This window comes from Pantoea graminicola (assembly GCF_048452665.1).
Classification (GTDB): domain Bacteria; phylum Pseudomonadota; class Gammaproteobacteria; order Enterobacterales; family Enterobacteriaceae; genus Pantoea.
This window is the reverse complement of the sequence record NZ_JBLWSJ010000002.1, coordinates 216,691-231,064: the sequence shown is the minus strand read 5'-3', so window position 1 is coordinate 231,064 and position 14,374 is coordinate 216,691. Positions and strand designations below refer to the sequence as shown.

Genomic DNA, 14,374 nt, shown 5'->3' with positions numbered 1-14,374 from the left:
GTAATCAAAGGGCTTCCTGCGGGAAGCCCTTTTTTATCATGCCAGCAAATCCCCACTCCGAATCTCCTGTTCGCCCGCCAGCCTGACGACCAGCATGCCTGCCGTCGCAAAGCGCACCCAGTGCCTCGCATAGAGAATGCCGCCATATTCGGCGACCAGCGGCGTAATGTGATCGGTAACGGGATCGACAATCTCGGCCACGACTTCGCCAGGCCGGATTTGGGCACCCAGCGGCTTACGATGCAGGATCAGACCTGACACGGGTGAGTGGATATATTCGCAGGCCGCTAACGGCGTCGGCGGATTTTTCAGGGCAGGGGAGGAGGCCGACGTTCCTTCGCTGTGACGCTCCTTAATCACTCCTGTCTCTCCCGGCGCTTCCGTCACCTCAGGCACGGTCAGGCCGATGGGGCCATCGTTTATCGCCACTACATCATCGCCCGCCGCATTCGCCGGCACCAGTTCATCCCCGCCAATCACCGGTGCAGCCACCTCTACCGAAATAGCCGGTTCGCTATAGGCGATATAGCCGCCCTCCTGCAGTGCTGCAATAATCGCATCTGCATCCTTCTCCGCCTGTTCAGGCGTCACATCCCGTACGCCACGCAACTCCAGCGTCACCGGCAGTAATCCGCGCGGCATCGGATACGCCTCCCCAAAGCGTTCAGCCAGCGTCAGCCAGGGTTCACAGCAGGCCTCATCAAACGGCTCACCACCGGAGATCTGCGCCAGCAGTTGCACCTCACTGCCCAGCCAGCGCGCCAGTGGCTCAATCTCCGGCCACGCATGTGGTGTGGTGTAGAGATGCGGCACAGCTTCCCAGTCACAGTGCAGGTCAATCATCAGGTCTGCCTGACTGGCCATGCGCATCAGCGTGAAACGCTGTGCATCCAGCTCAGTTTTTGGCACGGTGTCACGGTAGTGGCGATCGATTGCCTCGCGGATCAGGTTGCGGTTCTGGGACTCGCTCTGCGTCAGGCTGTCGGCCAGAGTGGCCGCCAGGGTCGCGCCCAGAGAGGGAAAGCGACGATTAAAATCCTGCCCAGAGAGCGTATGGTAGCGGCCAAGATGGGTGCCATGCCAGTGCTGTCCCAGCGCCAGAGGATTGGCAACCGGTACGAGAGTGAAGGCGGCTTTAAGTTGTCCGGCGGACTCCAGTGCCTGCAGCCGCTGCTTTAAAAACCAGGCCACCGCCATACCGGGCAGTTCATCGCCATGCAGCGCAGCCTGAATATAAACCTGACGTTCATGATCCCCGGCAAAGTGGAAACTGATGATTTCACGCTGGGTGCCTAAAGAGGCGCTTAACAGTGGATGATGTTGTTGATGCATACCGTGTTAATGTCCTTTAATCGGCAAAGGACGACAGCGCGCCGTCCCGAAAAAGTAACAGTATAGTGTCGGATCGCGGTGAGGACGAACGGCGGCGACCGGACCTTACTGCTGGATGGAGATATCCGTGGCAAAGTAGCGTTTCTGAATCTGATCAAAGGTGCCGTTCTTTTTGATCTCAGCAAAGGCGTTGTCCAGCGCACTCTTCAGTTCACTGTCTCCTTTACGCAGGCCAATAGCGGTGCCGGGGCCGATAATCGGATCCTGAATAATCGGACCGGCCAGCTCAAAATCTTTGCCCTGCGGTTGTTTCAGGAAGCCGATGGCCGCCTGCGCCGCATCGGTAAAGACGGCATCCAGCCGGCCCGACACCAGATCGCTTTCCACCTGCGCCTGATCGCCATAGGGCACCACGGTCACGCCATAGGGCTGCCACTTCGCCAGCGCATAGCGCTCCTGTACCGTTCCCTGTTCCACACCGACAGTTTTGCCCTTCAGTGAATCCACCGCAGGCAGGATGTTGGCGCCTTTACGGGCGATAAGCTGAGTATGGGTGTCGTAAAGGGGAACGGTGAAATCGATCTGTTTCAGGCGCTCTTCGGTGATGCCCATATCGGAGAGGATGGCGTCAAACTTACGCGCTTTCAGAGCCGGGATCATGCCGTCAAACTGGCTTTCAACCCAGACGCACTTCGCCTGCATCTGAGCACAGAGCGCATTGCCCAGGTCGATATCAAAGCCGACCAGCTTGCCCTGCGGCGTCTTTGATTCAAACGGCGGATAGGTCGGATCGACGGCGAAACGAACCTGGTCGATTTTTGCCTGGGCGCCGAACGCGCAGCCTGCCATGACCGCTACAGCCAGCGTCTGGCGCAGACCTTGAGGGAAAATGTTCATGATTTTGCTCTTATTCTGTCGTGATGAGTGTCTCTGCAGAGTATCGCCGGGCTGGCGGGATGGCAATTACTGTGTGATCTGCACCACTTCTGCCGCGCAGAGCGCCCGATAATCCTCGGTGTTCAGGATCACTGAGCGTTCCAGCAGACCGGCGTTAAAGGCGATCTCCGGATAACGTTCAAACAGCGCAGGGTCCACGATGAGTCTGAGGTCGGGATGAAAACTAAAGGGTGGGATCGCGCCGAAGACGCAGCCGGTCAGTTGGGCGGTCTCCGCCGGGCTGGCGAGTGAGGCGCGACGTCCTCCCGCAGCGACGGCGACTTTGCCGAGATCGGCCTGCCGGTCGGCCGGTAACACCGCCAGCACATGCTGCTTAACACCATTGCCTTTCACATGGCAGACCAGCGCTTTCGCACCCTGGCCGATTTCGGTGCCGCGAATCGCCGCGACCGCTTCACATTTTCCGGTGGCCTCATGCTCCATCAGGCGATAGCGGGCCTGATGCTGGTCGAGCAGGGCGATGAGTTTCTCATAAGTCGTCACGTTTCTCTCCTGCTGTCAGTTGCAGCATCAGTGTCTCCAGCATATGCGATTGACGCGGCAATAGGCCGGTTTTCAAACCCAGGGGTTAAGCGCCCGGTTGAGGGGAGCCAGCGTGCTATTCTCCCTGTCCAGCTTAGTGTAGGGCCAGTGCAGCATAACGCCCCTAGGAGAATCCCGGCACGTTTTTGCGAAGCTGCATCAGAAGTGCACCTTGCGATAATTTCTCTTCAGGTAACAGCTGAAGAAGATCCGGTAGCATCGACTCACGTTCAAAAGGGGACAGCGTTTTTTTCATCATTGCCAGCCTTCAATAGGCGGATCCAGATAATTGAATCCCATCGCAGGCATCGTCAGAAGGGATGCCGGAACGCCCCTCCGCTGCAGGCGCTCTCTGAGCCCGGTTACTGGAATTTTTGAGAAGAAGTCTGCTCAGAATTTGCATAAAACGTCATTCTGAGCAGTTTTTTGCATAATTACTGGTGGCGGGCGCGCAGGTTATGGATGACGGCGCTGAAGTCGAGATCCTGATCCTGCAACAGCACCATCAGGTGATAGACCAGATCGGAGGCTTCGTTCGTCAGCTCGTGACGATCGTTGACCGTCGCCGCCAGTGCGGTTTCGACGCCTTCTTCCCCCACTTTCTGGGCGATACGCTTGGTGCCGCTGGCGTACAACCGCGCGGTATAGGAGCTCTCCGGGTCGGCCGTTTTACGCGAAGCCAGCAACTGCTCCAGCTGATAGAGGAAGGTCCACTCCGGCGCGGCGGGTGAGAAGCAGCTGGTGGTGCCGAGATGGCAGGTGGGGCCAATCGGGTTCGCCAGCACCAGCAGGGTGTCATTATCACAGTCAGGCGTGATGCTCACGACCTGCAGAAAGTGACCGGAGGTTTCGCCCTTGGTCCATAAACGGTTTTTGGTGCGGGAGAAAAAGGTGACATTGCCTTCAGCCAGGGTTTTATCCAGCGCCGCCGGGTTCATGTAGCCATGCATCAGCACTTCGCCGGAGACGTTGTGCTGCACGATGACCGGCATCATGCCCCCGGTTTTATCCCAGTCGAGAAGGGCCAGTTGTTGTTCGGTTAGCACGCGCGAATCTCCACTCCGTTGTCGATAAGAAAGCTCTTCAGCTCACCAATATTAATAATCTGTTTGTGGAACACTGACGCGGCTAACGCGCCATCCACGTTTGCCTCAGTAAAGGCGTCGAGGAAGTGCTGCATCGTGCCTGCGCCGCCAGAGGCGATCAGCGGCACTTTGCAGACGTCGCGCATCTTCTTCAGCTGCACCAGGTCATAGCCGTTACGCACGCCATCCTGATTCATCATGTTCAGCACGATCTCACCTGCGCCCAGCTTCTGCACTTCCTGCACCCAATCCAGCGTTTCCCACTGGGTTACGCGGGTACGCGCTTCGTCACCGGTGTACTGATTGACCTGATATTTGCCGCTGGCTTCATCGAACCAGGTATCAATCCCGACCACGATACACTGCACGCCAAAGCGGTCGGCAAGCCGGGTGATCAGCGAGGGATCTGCCAGCGCCGGTGAGTTAATCGAAATCTTATCCGCGCCAAACTCAAGGATACGCGCCGCGTCTTCCGGCGTTTTGATGCCGCCCGCGACGCAGAAGGGGATATCGATCACTTCAGCGACCCGCGATACCCAGCTCTTATCCACGACCCGGCCATCAGAGGAGGCGGTGATATCATAAAAGACCAGCTCGTCGGCACCTTCGGCCGCATAGCGCTGTGCCAGCGGGACGATGTCACCGATGATCTCGTGATTGCGGAACTGTACGCCCTTGACCACCTGACCGTCACGAACGTCAAGACAGGGGATTATCCGTTTTGCCAGCATGCGATCGCCTCCGAAACCGTAAATTTATCTTCCAGCAGCGCGCGTCCGACAATCACGCCCTGCACGCCGCAGCCGCGCAGGGCGGCAATATCGTTGAGGTCGCCAATACCGCCCGATGACTGGAAAGCAATCTCCGGGAAGCGCGCCGTTACTTCCTGATAGAGCGCGACGTTAGAACCGCTCAGGGTGCCGTCGCGGGAAATATCGGTGCAGAGCACATGCTTCAGGCCCACCTGCCGGAAATCAGTGATTACCTCTTCCAGCGTGACACCCGCCGCTTCCTGCCAGCCACTGATCGCCACCTCTTTACGGTTGCTGGCGTCAATACGCACATCCAGCGCCAGCACAATCGCCTCTGCACCAAACTCCGCAAACCAGCGTTTAACCTCATCGGGCTGTTTCACGGCGGTGGAACCCACCACCACGCGGCTCGCACCGGCCGCTAACAGCGCCTCGACGTCGTCACGGCTGCGGATGCCGCCGCCGACCTGCACCGTCACATCAACGCCATCCAGCAGCGTTTTCAGCAGCGCAATCTGCCGTTTTGCCGGATCTTTCGCACCGGTCAAATCCACCAGATGGAGCAGGGTCGCGCCCTGGCTTACATAATCCTGCAGACGCGGCAGCGGATCGCTGCCGTAGTCGCGCTGCTGGCCATAGTCGCCCTGATGCAGACGCACCACTTTGCCATCAATTAAATCTAACGCGGGGATAATCATTACATCTCCAGGAAGTTTTTCAGCAGCTGCGCACCGGCTTTACCCGAACGTTCCGGGTGGAACTGGACGCCAAAGAAGTTATCTTTCTGCACCGCGGCGGTGAAGGCTTCACCGTAGTGGCACTGCGCGATGGTGCTGGCGTTGACCGGCATCGCATAGCTATGAACAAAGTAGAAGTAGGAACCTTCATCGATGCCACGGAACAGATGATTGCCCGCCTGGGCGGTGATCTGGTTCCAGCCCATGTGCGGCAGGGGCAGGCCGTGCGTATCCATCAGCGAGACTGGCTCATCGATAATGCCCAGCGTCGGCACGCCGCCATTCTCGTCGCTGCCGCGCCCCAGCAGCTGCATACCCAGACAGATCCCCAGCACCGGCTGGGTACAGGCTTTCACCAGATCGATCAGGTCGCGCTCCTGCAGCTGATTCATCGCCGCCTGCGCGGTGCCCACGCCGGGCAGAAAGAGTTTGTCGGCGCGCAGCACTACATCGGAATCGCGGCTCACTTCCGGGCTGTAGCCCAGACGTTCAATCGCCCATTTCACCGATGAGAGGTTGGCGCATCCGGTATCCATGATCACCACGTTCATCACAGCACTCCTTTTGAGCTCGGCAGGGTATTCCCCTCAACGCGGATCGCCTGACGCAGCGTTCGGCCAAAGGCTTTAAACAGGCTCTCAACACGGTGATGGTCGTTTTTGCCTTTGGTTTTCAGGTGCAGGGTGCTCATCATGGCGTAGGAGAGCGAGCTGAAGAAGTGCTCGACCATCTCGGTGCTGAGATCGCCGACACGCTGATAATTGAACTCGGCTTTAAATTCGATGTGCGGACGGCCGGAGATATCCAGCGCACAGCGGGCCAGACATTCATCCATCGGCAGCACAAAGCCAAAACGACCGATTCCGCGCTTGTCGCCCAGCGCCTTCAGCAGGGCTTCGCCGAGTGCCAGACCGGTATCTTCCACCGTATGGTGATCGTCGATGTAGAGATCGCCTTTGACGTCGATGTGCAGACGGAATCCGCCATGCACGGCGATCTGATCCAGCATGTGGTCGAAGAAGCCGACGCCGGTATTAATTTTGCTGCCACCTTCGCGATCCAGCCAGAGTTCGACCCGGACCTGCGTCTCTTTGGTGTTGCGCTGCACCAGCGCATGGCGGTCGCGCTGGGTCAGACGCTGCTGAATGGTCTGCCAGGTCTGGCCGTCAGCGCCGTAGCGGATGGAGGGGATACCCATGTTCTCCGCCAGCTGTACGTCAGTCAGGCGGTCACCGATAACGTAGCTGTTGCCGGTGTCCAGCGCGCCCTCAGCCAGCCAGGCCTCCACCATCTTCGTTTTCGGCTTGCGGCAGTCGCAGTGATCTTCCGGCATATGCGGACAGATCAGCACATCGTCAAAGGCGATGCCCTGCGACGTCAGAATCTGCATCATCAGATTGTGCGGGCCATCGAAATCGGCCTGCGGGAATCGGGAGGTGCCCAGCCCATCCTGGTTAGTGATCATCACCAGGCGATAACCGGCGGCCTGCAGCGCCAGCAGCGCCGGGATAACGTCTGGCTCAAACGCCAGCTTATCCATACGGTCCACCTGAAAATCTTCAGGTGGCTCAGAAATTAACGTACCGTCGCGGTCGATAAAAAGGGTCTTCTGGCTCATGCTTGCTCCACAGTAAAGGCTTGCAGCGCGGCGATCACTCGCCCGCACTCTTCACGCGTGCCGATGGAGATGCGCAGACATCCCGACAGGCCCGGATTTTTGTTCTGATCACGCAGGATAATGCCCTGATCCCACAAGGTTTTGAAGACTTTCGGTGAATCGGTAAAGCGTGCCAGCACATAGTTGGTTTCGCTGGGGAAAACCTGCACGACGCACTCCAGCTTCGCCAGTTCAGCCAGCAGCCAGCCCCGGTTATCATTCAGCAGCGCCACATGCTCACGCATCAGGGCGATGCCTTGCTCACTCAGGGCCTGACCCGCCACATCGGCCACCGGCGTTGCCAGCGGATAGGGCGCAATCACCTTCATCAGCAGGTCGATCACCGGCTTGTTCGCCAGCGCAAAGCCGCAGCGTAGTCCTGCCAGCGCAAAGGCTTTGGAGAGCGTGCGCAGGATCACCAGGTGCGGATACGCCTTCAGCCAGCCGGTCAGGGTCGCCTGCGGGCAGAATTCGATATAAGCCTCATCTGCCACCACCAGGGCTTTTCCGGCGGTCATCGCCAGCAACTGACGGATGTCATCCTGATTGATCAGGTTGCCGGTGGGGTTGTTCGGGCTGCAGAGGTAAACGACCTTGACGCCATCCAGCTGTTCCGCGATAGCAGGCAGGTTAAGCTGCCAGTCGCTGAGGGCCGGAACGGTACGATATTCGATGCCGATGGTTTCGGCGCTGACGCTGTACATGCCGTAGGTTGGCGGACAGAACAGAATCGCATCCTGGCCCGGCTCACAGAAGGCGCGCATGATCAGTTCGATCGCCTCATCCGCGCCGCGGCTGACCAGCACCTGCTCCGGCGTTAAGCCTGCGTAGGCGGCGTAACGCTCAATGACCACCTTAGGCTGGCACTCGGGATAGCGGTTCAGCGTCTGCTGCGACAGCTCAAACGGCACCGGCAGCGGAAACTCGTTGGCATTCAGCCACACGTCGCCATTGCCGCCCAGGCGGCGCGCCGACATATAGGGGGTCAGGGCGCGCACATTGGCGCGTGCCAGCTGCTCAATATCCTGACTCATGCTTGCTCCTTGAGTGCGGCAACGCGCAGGGTAACGGCATTTTTATGGGCATCCAGCTGCTCGGCGGCGGCCAGGGTTTCGATAGTAGCAGCCAGATTCAGGAAGCCCTGCGGGGTCAGTTCCTGAACGGTCATGCGCTTCTGAAAATCGGCCAGTCCCAGGCTGGAACAGGTCGAGGTGTAACCGTAGGTCGGTAAAACGTGGTTGGTGCCGGACGCGTAGTCGCCCGCCGATTCCGGTGACCAGTCGCCCAGGAACACCGAACCGGCGCTGGTGATCGCGTCCACCAGTTCGCGCGGCTGACGGGTCTGCAGGATCAGGTGCTCCGGGCCGTAGAGATTGGAGATCTCAATGCACTGCTCAAGATCCCGCGCCACGATCAGGCGGCTGCTCTCCAGCGCCTGACGTGCGGTGCTGGCGCGTGAGAGCTGCGCCAGCTGCTGCTCTACTGCCTCCGCCACGGCCTCTGCCAGCGATAAGGAGGGGGTCAGCAGAATGACCTGGGAGTCCGGGCCGTGCTCGGCCTGCGAGAGTAAATCGGAGGCGACAAACGCGGGCGTCGCGCCTTCATCTGCAATCACCAGCACTTCGGACGGTCCGGCCGGCATGTCGATCGCTGCCCCATCCAGGCGCTGACTGACCTGACGTTTCGCCTCGGTCACCCAGGCGTTGCCCGGGCCAAAAATTTTGTCCACGCGCGGCACGCTTTCTGTACCAAACGCCAGTGCGGCGATGGCCTGCGCGCCGCCCACCTGGAACACCTCTTCCACGCCGCAGAGTTGTGCGGCATAGAGGATCTCATCGGCAATCGGCGGCGGCGAACAGAGCACGACACGGCTGCAGCCGGCGATACGCGCCGGGGTAGCCAGCATCAGCACCGTCGAGAAGAGGGGGGCGGAGCCACCCGGAATATAGAGGCCAACCGACTTCACCGGACGGGTAACCTGCTGGCAGCGCACGCCAGGCTGGGTTTCTACATCCACCGGCGGCAGGATCTGCGCGTTGTGGAATGTCTCGATATTTCCCACAGCCACGGCCATCGCCTGCTTCAGTTCATCGCTCAGACGTGCGCTGGCTTCTGCAATCTGCTGCGGGGTAACGCGCAGATTCTCCACCTGGGCTTTATCAAAGCGGGCGCTGAATTCGCGCAGGGCCTTGTCACCGTTCAGCCTGACCTGCTCCAGCACGTTACGCACCGTCAGCGTGACGTTCTCCGACGCGGCGATGGCCGGACGTAACAGCAGCGCCTGCTGCTGTTCGGCAGTGCACGCCTGCCACTCGATAGGGGTAGAAAAGGCCATGGCTTACTCCATCATCTTCTCAATTGGCAGCACCAGAATTGAACTGGCACCCAGCGCTTTCAGTTTTTCCATGGTTTCCCAGAACAGGGTTTCGCTGCTGACCATGTGCATCGCCACGCGGCTGACATCGCCTGCCAGCGGCAGCACGGTCGGACGCTCTGCGCCAGGCAGCAGGCTGATCACCTCTTCCAGACGCTCACTCGGCGCGTGCAGCATGATGTACTTCGATTCACGCGCTTTAATCACGCCCTGAATACGGGTCATCATCTTATCGATCAGCTCCTGCTTGGCGGCAGGCATCTCACCGTCACGCTGGATCAGGACCGCTTTGGAGCGGTAGATCACTTCCACTTCACGCAGGCCGTTGGCTTCCAGCGTCGCACCGGTCGAGACCAGGTCGCAGATGGCGTCAGCCAGCCCGGCGCGGGTCGCAACTTCCACAGAACCATTCAGCATACAGGTTCTGAAGCTGACGCCTTTCTTATCAAGGTACTGTTTCAGCAGGTGCGGGTAGGAGGTGGCGATGCGGGACTTATCCAGGCACTCCGGGCCGGTGTACTCGGCATCGGTCGCCATCGCCAGTGAGAGACGGCAACCGCCGAAGTCCAGGCGGCGCAGCGTAAAGTAGCGGGGATCTTCACCCTGAGCACGACGCGAGAGCAACTCCTCTTCCAGCACGTTCTCACCGATGATGCCTAAATCGACTACACCATCCATCACCAGACCAGGAATATCGTCATCGCGCACACGCAGGATGTCGATGGGCATATTCTCCGCAAACGCAATCAGGCGCTGTTGCTGAAGATTGATTTTAACGCCGCAGCGCGCCAGCAGTTCGCGTGAATCATCACTTAAACGGCCGGATTTCTGCATAGCTATGCGTAAACGGGTGTTATCTAACATGGTTCCTGTCCTCTTAATCCTGTCCTGAATCGCTGGTTACGTCAGCCCATAAAAAAACCCCCGGAAGACGATCTTCCGGGGGTTCTCTTGCGTTCACACCACTGGAAGATCCTGAAAGTCTCCCAGCACCAATCGCCTGAAAGACTAGTCAGGGTGATGGTGGTGATGATGGTTGAACTGAACGCGTGTCATAATAATCTCGTCGATGAATGAGTATTCATTTGTGGGGTTTAACCTAGCGAAGATGGCTGCGCTTGGCAACACTTTTTTAAACATGACGTTCGGAAAGCGCTGAAACAGGTTGTTCCGGTTTGCAATCCGGGCGCAAACTACGGTGAAGTCAGGGTGGATGTTTTACGTCAGGAGTGAACATGAAAAAGGTCGCGATTGTGGGGCTGGGCTGGTTAGGTATGCCGCTGGCCACCGCGTTAACAGCCCGGGGCTGGCAGGTTACCGGCAGCAAAACAACGCCGGACGGGGTGGATGCGGCGCGCCGCTGCGGCATCGAGGCATTTCAGCTGGAGCTGACGCCGGAACTGCAGTGTGATGCTGCAGATATCGAGCCGCTGTTTAACGTGGATGCGCTTATCGTCACGCTACCAGCGAGCCGGACCGCCGAAGGGGGGGAAGCCTATCTGCAGGCGGTGCAGAACGTGGTCGATACGGCGCTGGTCTATAAGGTGCCGCGCATCATTTTTACCAGTTCAACCTCCGTCTATGGCAGCCGGTCAGGGCCTAAGCGGGAAAACAGCCCGCTGGAGCCCGAAACGGTAGCCGGGAAAACCCTGGTCAGGCTGGAAAACTGGCTGCACGATCTGCCGGGTACCAGTGTGGACATTGTGCGCCTGGCCGGTTTGGTCGGGCCTAAGCGTCATCCCGGACGCTTCCTGGCGGGTAAGCAGGATGTGGCCAACGGCTCGCAGGGCGTGAATCTGGTGCATCTGGATGATGTGGTGGAAGCGATCACGCTGCTGCTGCAATCGCCGAAAGGGGGCCGGATTTACAACCTCTGCGCGCCAGCCCATCCGTCGCGCGACACCTTCTATCCCGCGGTCACGCGCCAGCTGGGCCTGCAGTCGCCGCAGTTTGCGCCTGAGGCGGTGAAGGAGAGCGGCAAGCTGATCGACGGTTCCCGCATCTGTAGCGAACTCGGTTTCGACTATCGCTACGATGACCCGGTGAAGATGCCGCTGGAGTAACAAGGGAGGCCGCACCAGGGCGGGGGCCGTTCGCTCCCGCTTTTTTACGAGCGGGATCCCTGTGACACATAGTTACAACATACTAAATGCCAGGTTACGGCAGGTGCCCCGCCCTAACCTCATAGCCGGGCGGGGCAGGGGTAAGAGCTTGCCTTACACCCCCAGTCGATCCCGCAACGCATACCATACCGCGCCCATCGCGGTCAGCGGCACGCTGAAGCGCCGGCCGCCGGGAAACGGCAGGTGGGGCAGGCGGGCAAAGGCATTGAACCGCTCGGCGTTGCCGCGCAGCAGTTCGCTGATCAGCCTGCCGGAGAGATGGGTGCTGGTCACGCCGTGACCGCTGTCGCCCTGCATAAAATAGACGTTGTTCTCCAGCTGGCCAAACTGCGGCATACGCGACAGCGTCAGCAGGAAATTGCCGCTCCAGCCAAAGTCCAGTTTCACGTTCTGCAGCTGGGGAAAGGTGCGCCGCAGTTTGGGGCGGATCAGGGCTTCGATGTCAGCGGGTTCCCGTGCGCCATAGACGACGCCGCCGCCATAGAGCAGGCGGTTGTCCGCAGTCAGACGGAAATAGTCCAGCAGATAGTTACAATCTTCGACGCAGTAGTTGTTCGGCAGCAGCGACAGCGCCTGATCCGGCGACAGCGGCTCGGTCGCAACAATCTGCGATCCGCAGGGCATGCTTTTCCGGCTCAGTCGCGGTTCCAGCTGGGGAGCCAGATAGGCGTTTCCGGCGAAGATCACAAAGGTCGCGCTGACCTCGCCATGGGCTGTTTTCACGCGGTTGGGGGAGCCATACACTACTTTTGTCGCCGCCGACTGTTCATAGATGCGTCCGCCATGCCGGCGAATCGCTTCGGCTTCACCCAGCGCCAGGTTCAGCGGGTGCAGATGGCCGCCGCGCCGATCCAGCAGTCCACCCGCATAACGATCGGTCGCGACTTCGCGGCGAATAGCGCGTTCATCCAGCAGCTCCAGATCGTGATTGCCATACTGCTGCCACAGCGATTTCTGCTTCTCCAGATGCGCCATCTGACGCGCATTCAGAGCCGCAAAGATGCCGCCAGGCCGGTAATCACAGTCGATAGCGTAACGATCGATGCGATCGCGGATGATCGCCGCCCCTTCAAACATCATATTGCCCAGCATCCGGGCGCTCTCCTTGCCGTAACGCTGCTCAATCACATCCACATCGCGGCTGTAGGAGTTCACCACCTGACCGCCGTTTCGTCCGCTGGCGCCAAAGCCGACCCGCGCCGCCTCCAGCACCACCACGTCGTAACCCACCTCGGTCAGATGAAGCGCCGCCGACAGGCCGGTGAAACCGCCGCCGATAATGCAGACGTCACACTGAATGCTCTCCTGTAATGTTGGCCACGGCGCATGGGGATTGGCGGTCGCTGCGTAATAACTCTCCACGTAATTCATAACAACCTCCAGGAAGCGCCTAAAAATTGGCTGGCGTATGGGCACTGACAATGCGGCAGGGAACTTCAGCCCGATTCGTAAAGCTGTGTGGCAGACCGGTATCGATGACGTAGCTCTCTCCGGCCGTGAGATGAAACTGCTGACCATTAATGACCAGTGTAATTTCGCCCTCCAGCAGCGTGCCGGTCTCTTCACCCGGATGGCGCAGCTTTTCGCCCGTGCTGGCGCCGGGCTGATAGGTTTCCAGCAGCATCCCCAGCGTGCGCTGTGTCTTGCCGTTGTCGATCAGCCTGAGCGAAACGCCCTGGCTGCCAATCTCCAGCAGCTCGCTGGCGCGCACAATCACTCTGGGCACAGCGTCCGGTTTTGGTTCCGAAAAGAACTCTGACAGCGACAGCCCGTAGACTTTCAGCAGCTTCTGCAGAGTACTGACGGCCGGGCTGACCTTATCCTGCTCGATGGTGCTGATGGCGCTGTGGGTCAGTCCGGCCAGTTCCGCCACACGCCGCTGCGACAGGCCCAGCGTCTGCCGGATTTGTGCCAGTCGGCGTCCCGGAGCCAGCGTGGCGTCACTCATCCTCTTTTCCTCTGTGATAGTGAAGGGCGGCCTGAATAAAGCCCTGGAACAGCGCCAGGGATCCCGCCGTCTGTTCCGGCTGCCATTCGGGATGCCACTGCACCGCCAGGGCAAAAGGGTGATGGCGCAGGCTCACCGCCTCAATCAGCCCATCCGGCGCGCGCGCTTCAACGCGCAGCTGCGGACCCGGCTCGCGGATACCCTGATGATGGAGTGAGTTAACCTGCAGCGGCTGGTGGCTGTCCAGCAGCGTCGCCAGCAGGCCGTCCGGCTCAATGGCGACCGTATGTGCAGGCGCATACTGTTGATCGAGTGGCTGCGTCTCATCTTCGTGATGCCCCTGCAGGCCCGGCTGTTCGCTGAGCTCCCGCCAGAGCGCGCCGCCGTTCGCCACCACCAGTTCCTGCATCCCGCGGCAGATGCCGAACATCGGCATTTTATGGCTGGTGGCCCAGGTAATCAGCTGAAAGGCGAGACGGTCCCGGCCGGGATCGGCGTGCGGCTCCTCCCCGGCCTCGCCATAATGCCAGGGTTCGATATTGCTGGGACTGCCCGTCAGCAGCAGACCATCCAGCACAGCCATAGCGTTTTCTGATAGATGCGGCGCTGCGAGCAGGCTGTGAGGCAACGCGAGGGGGACGCCGCCCGCCTGGACAAGCGCATCGATATATTTGTTATGAACCGTCTGCGTGGCGTGACCCCCCAGTTCTTTCTGGCACATCACTACGCCAATCAACGGCTTGTCAAAAATAATGCCCATCTCACGTCCTCGCATCGCTGTTCGAAATATCTACCGAAAGGGCACGTCTGGCGGTTAAGTGTGCAATATTTTTTCAATCTAGCAATCCACTGTTTGTTCTTCAAACAGATTTGTTACATTTGCACAC

The 14,374-nt window shown here is 59.4% G+C and carries 16 protein-coding genes and 1 other annotated feature; of the genes, 1 reads left to right on the top strand and 15 read right to left on the bottom strand.

Features of this window, described 5'->3' with window-relative positions:
- Positions 1-36 precede the first annotated feature (36 nt).
- The 12 genes from ACNY69_RS05210 to hisL all read right to left on the bottom strand — a co-directional run bounded on the left by ACNY69_RS05210 (position 37) and on the right by hisL (position 10,472).
- A complete protein-coding gene (locus ACNY69_RS05210; RefSeq protein WP_293771735.1) occupies positions 37-1,332 on the bottom strand; it encodes a succinylglutamate desuccinylase/aspartoacylase family protein in 1,296 nt (431 codons plus the stop codon).
- A 105-nt stretch (positions 1,333-1,437) separates the two neighbouring features.
- A complete protein-coding gene (locus ACNY69_RS05205) occupies positions 1,438-2,229 on the bottom strand; it encodes an ABC transporter substrate-binding protein (RefSeq protein ID WP_418797521.1) in 792 nt (263 codons plus the stop codon).
- Positions 2,230-2,295: 66 nt separating this feature from the next.
- Positions 2,296-2,772: a YbaK/prolyl-tRNA synthetase associated domain-containing protein gene (locus ACNY69_RS05200; protein WP_418797520.1), complete on the bottom strand. Its 477-nt coding sequence runs from the start codon at positions 2,770-2,772 to the stop codon at positions 2,296-2,298.
- Positions 2,773-3,245: 473 nt separating this feature from the next.
- Positions 3,246-3,857: a bifunctional phosphoribosyl-AMP cyclohydrolase/phosphoribosyl-ATP diphosphatase HisIE gene (gene hisIE, locus ACNY69_RS05195; protein ID WP_293771727.1), complete on the bottom strand. Its 612-nt coding sequence runs from the start codon at positions 3,855-3,857 to the stop codon at positions 3,246-3,248.
- Entirely contained in the window at positions 3,851-4,627 is a 777-nt protein-coding gene (hisF, locus tag ACNY69_RS05190; RefSeq protein ID WP_128084194.1) for an imidazole glycerol phosphate synthase subunit HisF, read from the bottom strand. Before hisF ends, hisIE begins: the two co-directional genes overlap by 7 nt.
- Positions 4,609-5,346, bottom strand: a complete 738-nt coding sequence (gene hisA, locus ACNY69_RS05185; RefSeq protein WP_111142172.1) for a 1-(5-phosphoribosyl)-5-[(5-phosphoribosylamino)methylideneamino]imidazole-4-carboxamide isomerase — start codon at positions 5,344-5,346, stop codon at positions 4,609-4,611. The genes hisF and hisA overlap by 19 nt, the downstream gene beginning before the upstream one ends.
- Complete coding sequence (gene hisH / locus ACNY69_RS05180) at positions 5,346-5,936, bottom strand: imidazole glycerol phosphate synthase subunit HisH (protein ID WP_111142173.1); 591 nt, start codon at positions 5,934-5,936, stop codon at positions 5,346-5,348. Before hisH ends, hisA begins: the two co-directional genes overlap by 1 nt.
- On the bottom strand, positions 5,936-7,003 hold the full coding sequence (hisB, locus tag ACNY69_RS05175) for a bifunctional histidinol-phosphatase/imidazoleglycerol-phosphate dehydratase HisB (RefSeq protein ID WP_418797518.1): 1,068 nt from the start codon (positions 7,001-7,003) through the stop codon (positions 5,936-5,938). Before hisB ends, hisH begins: the two co-directional genes overlap by 1 nt.
- Positions 7,000-8,076, bottom strand: a complete 1,077-nt coding sequence (gene hisC / locus ACNY69_RS05170; protein WP_111142175.1) for a histidinol-phosphate transaminase — start codon at positions 8,074-8,076, stop codon at positions 7,000-7,002. The genes hisB and hisC overlap by 4 nt, the downstream gene beginning before the upstream one ends.
- Positions 8,073-9,377, bottom strand: a complete 1,305-nt coding sequence (hisD, locus tag ACNY69_RS05165; protein ID WP_418797517.1) for a histidinol dehydrogenase — start codon at positions 9,375-9,377, stop codon at positions 8,073-8,075. The genes hisC and hisD overlap by 4 nt, the downstream gene beginning before the upstream one ends.
- A 3-nt stretch (positions 9,378-9,380) precedes the next feature.
- Positions 9,381-10,280 carry an ATP phosphoribosyltransferase gene (gene hisG, locus ACNY69_RS05160; protein ID WP_111141500.1) on the bottom strand — a complete coding sequence of 300 codons (900 nt, stop codon included), beginning with the start codon at positions 10,278-10,280 and terminating at the stop codon, positions 9,381-9,383.
- A gap of 48 nt (positions 10,281-10,328) precedes the next feature.
- Positions 10,329-10,449, bottom strand: a sequence feature (His leader region).
- On the bottom strand, positions 10,425-10,472 hold the full coding sequence (gene hisL / locus ACNY69_RS05155) for a his operon leader peptide (RefSeq protein WP_100396937.1): 48 nt from the start codon (positions 10,470-10,472) through the stop codon (positions 10,425-10,427). Its footprint overlaps the feature before it by 25 nt.
- A gap of 179 nt (positions 10,473-10,651) precedes the next feature.
- Here hisL and ACNY69_RS05150 point away from each other — a divergent pair, with 179 nt between their 5' ends.
- Positions 10,652-11,479 (top strand): SDR family oxidoreductase, encoded by an 828-nt coding sequence (locus tag ACNY69_RS05150; protein WP_418797515.1) that lies wholly within the window; start codon positions 10,652-10,654, stop codon positions 11,477-11,479.
- A 153-nt stretch (positions 11,480-11,632) separates the two neighbouring features.
- On the opposite strand, the gene ACNY69_RS05145 is transcribed toward ACNY69_RS05150, so the two are convergent.
- From ACNY69_RS05145 to puuD, 3 genes are read right to left on the bottom strand one after another with little or no spacing between them, the layout of a single operon-like run.
- Positions 11,633-12,910, bottom strand: a complete 1,278-nt coding sequence (locus ACNY69_RS05145) for an NAD(P)/FAD-dependent oxidoreductase (protein ID WP_111141496.1) — start codon at positions 12,908-12,910, stop codon at positions 11,633-11,635.
- 19 nt (positions 12,911-12,929) lie between these two features.
- Positions 12,930-13,487: an HTH-type transcriptional regulator PuuR gene (puuR, locus tag ACNY69_RS05140; protein WP_111141494.1), complete on the bottom strand. Its 558-nt coding sequence runs from the start codon at positions 13,485-13,487 to the stop codon at positions 12,930-12,932.
- Positions 13,480-14,247, bottom strand: a complete 768-nt coding sequence (gene puuD, locus ACNY69_RS05135) for a gamma-glutamyl-gamma-aminobutyrate hydrolase (protein WP_111141492.1) — start codon at positions 14,245-14,247, stop codon at positions 13,480-13,482. Before puuD ends, puuR begins: the two co-directional genes overlap by 8 nt.
- Positions 14,248-14,374 lie beyond the last annotated feature (127 nt).

Excerpts from the sequence above, each read along its gene's own strand:
- ACNY69_RS05210 (WP_293771735.1), bottom strand. The coding sequence starts at position 1,332 with ATGCATCAACAACATCATCCACTGTTAAGCGCCTCTTTAGGCACCCAG.
- ACNY69_RS05205 (WP_418797521.1), bottom strand. The coding sequence starts at position 2,229 with ATGAACATTTTCCCTCAAGGTCTGCGCCAGACGCTGGCTGTAGCGGTC.
- hisF (WP_128084194.1), bottom strand. The coding sequence starts at position 4,627 with ATGCTGGCAAAACGGATAATCCCCTGTCTTGACGTTCGTGACGGTCAG.
- hisA (WP_111142172.1), bottom strand. The coding sequence starts at position 5,346 with ATGATTATCCCCGCGTTAGATTTAATTGATGGCAAAGTGGTGCGTCTG.
- hisH (WP_111142173.1), bottom strand. The coding sequence starts at position 5,936 with ATGAACGTGGTGATCATGGATACCGGATGCGCCAACCTCTCATCGGTG.
- hisB (WP_418797518.1), bottom strand. The coding sequence starts at position 7,003 with ATGAGCCAGAAGACCCTTTTTATCGACCGCGACGGTACGTTAATTTCT.
- hisC (WP_111142175.1), bottom strand. The coding sequence starts at position 8,076 with ATGAGTCAGGATATTGAGCAGCTGGCACGCGCCAATGTGCGCGCCCTG.
- hisD (WP_418797517.1), bottom strand. The coding sequence starts at position 9,377 with ATGGCCTTTTCTACCCCTATCGAGTGGCAGGCGTGCACTGCCGAACAG.
- hisG (WP_111141500.1), bottom strand. The coding sequence starts at position 10,280 with ATGTTAGATAACACCCGTTTACGCATAGCTATGCAGAAATCCGGCCGT.
- ACNY69_RS05150 (WP_418797515.1), top strand. The coding sequence starts at position 10,652 with ATGAAAAAGGTCGCGATTGTGGGGCTGGGCTGGTTAGGTATGCCGCTG.
- ACNY69_RS05145 (WP_111141496.1), bottom strand. The coding sequence starts at position 12,910 with ATGAATTACGTGGAGAGTTATTACGCAGCGACCGCCAATCCCCATGCG.
- puuR (WP_111141494.1), bottom strand. The coding sequence starts at position 13,487 with ATGAGTGACGCCACGCTGGCTCCGGGACGCCGACTGGCACAAATCCGG.
- puuD (WP_111141492.1), bottom strand. The coding sequence starts at position 14,247 with ATGGGCATTATTTTTGACAAGCCGTTGATTGGCGTAGTGATGTGCCAG.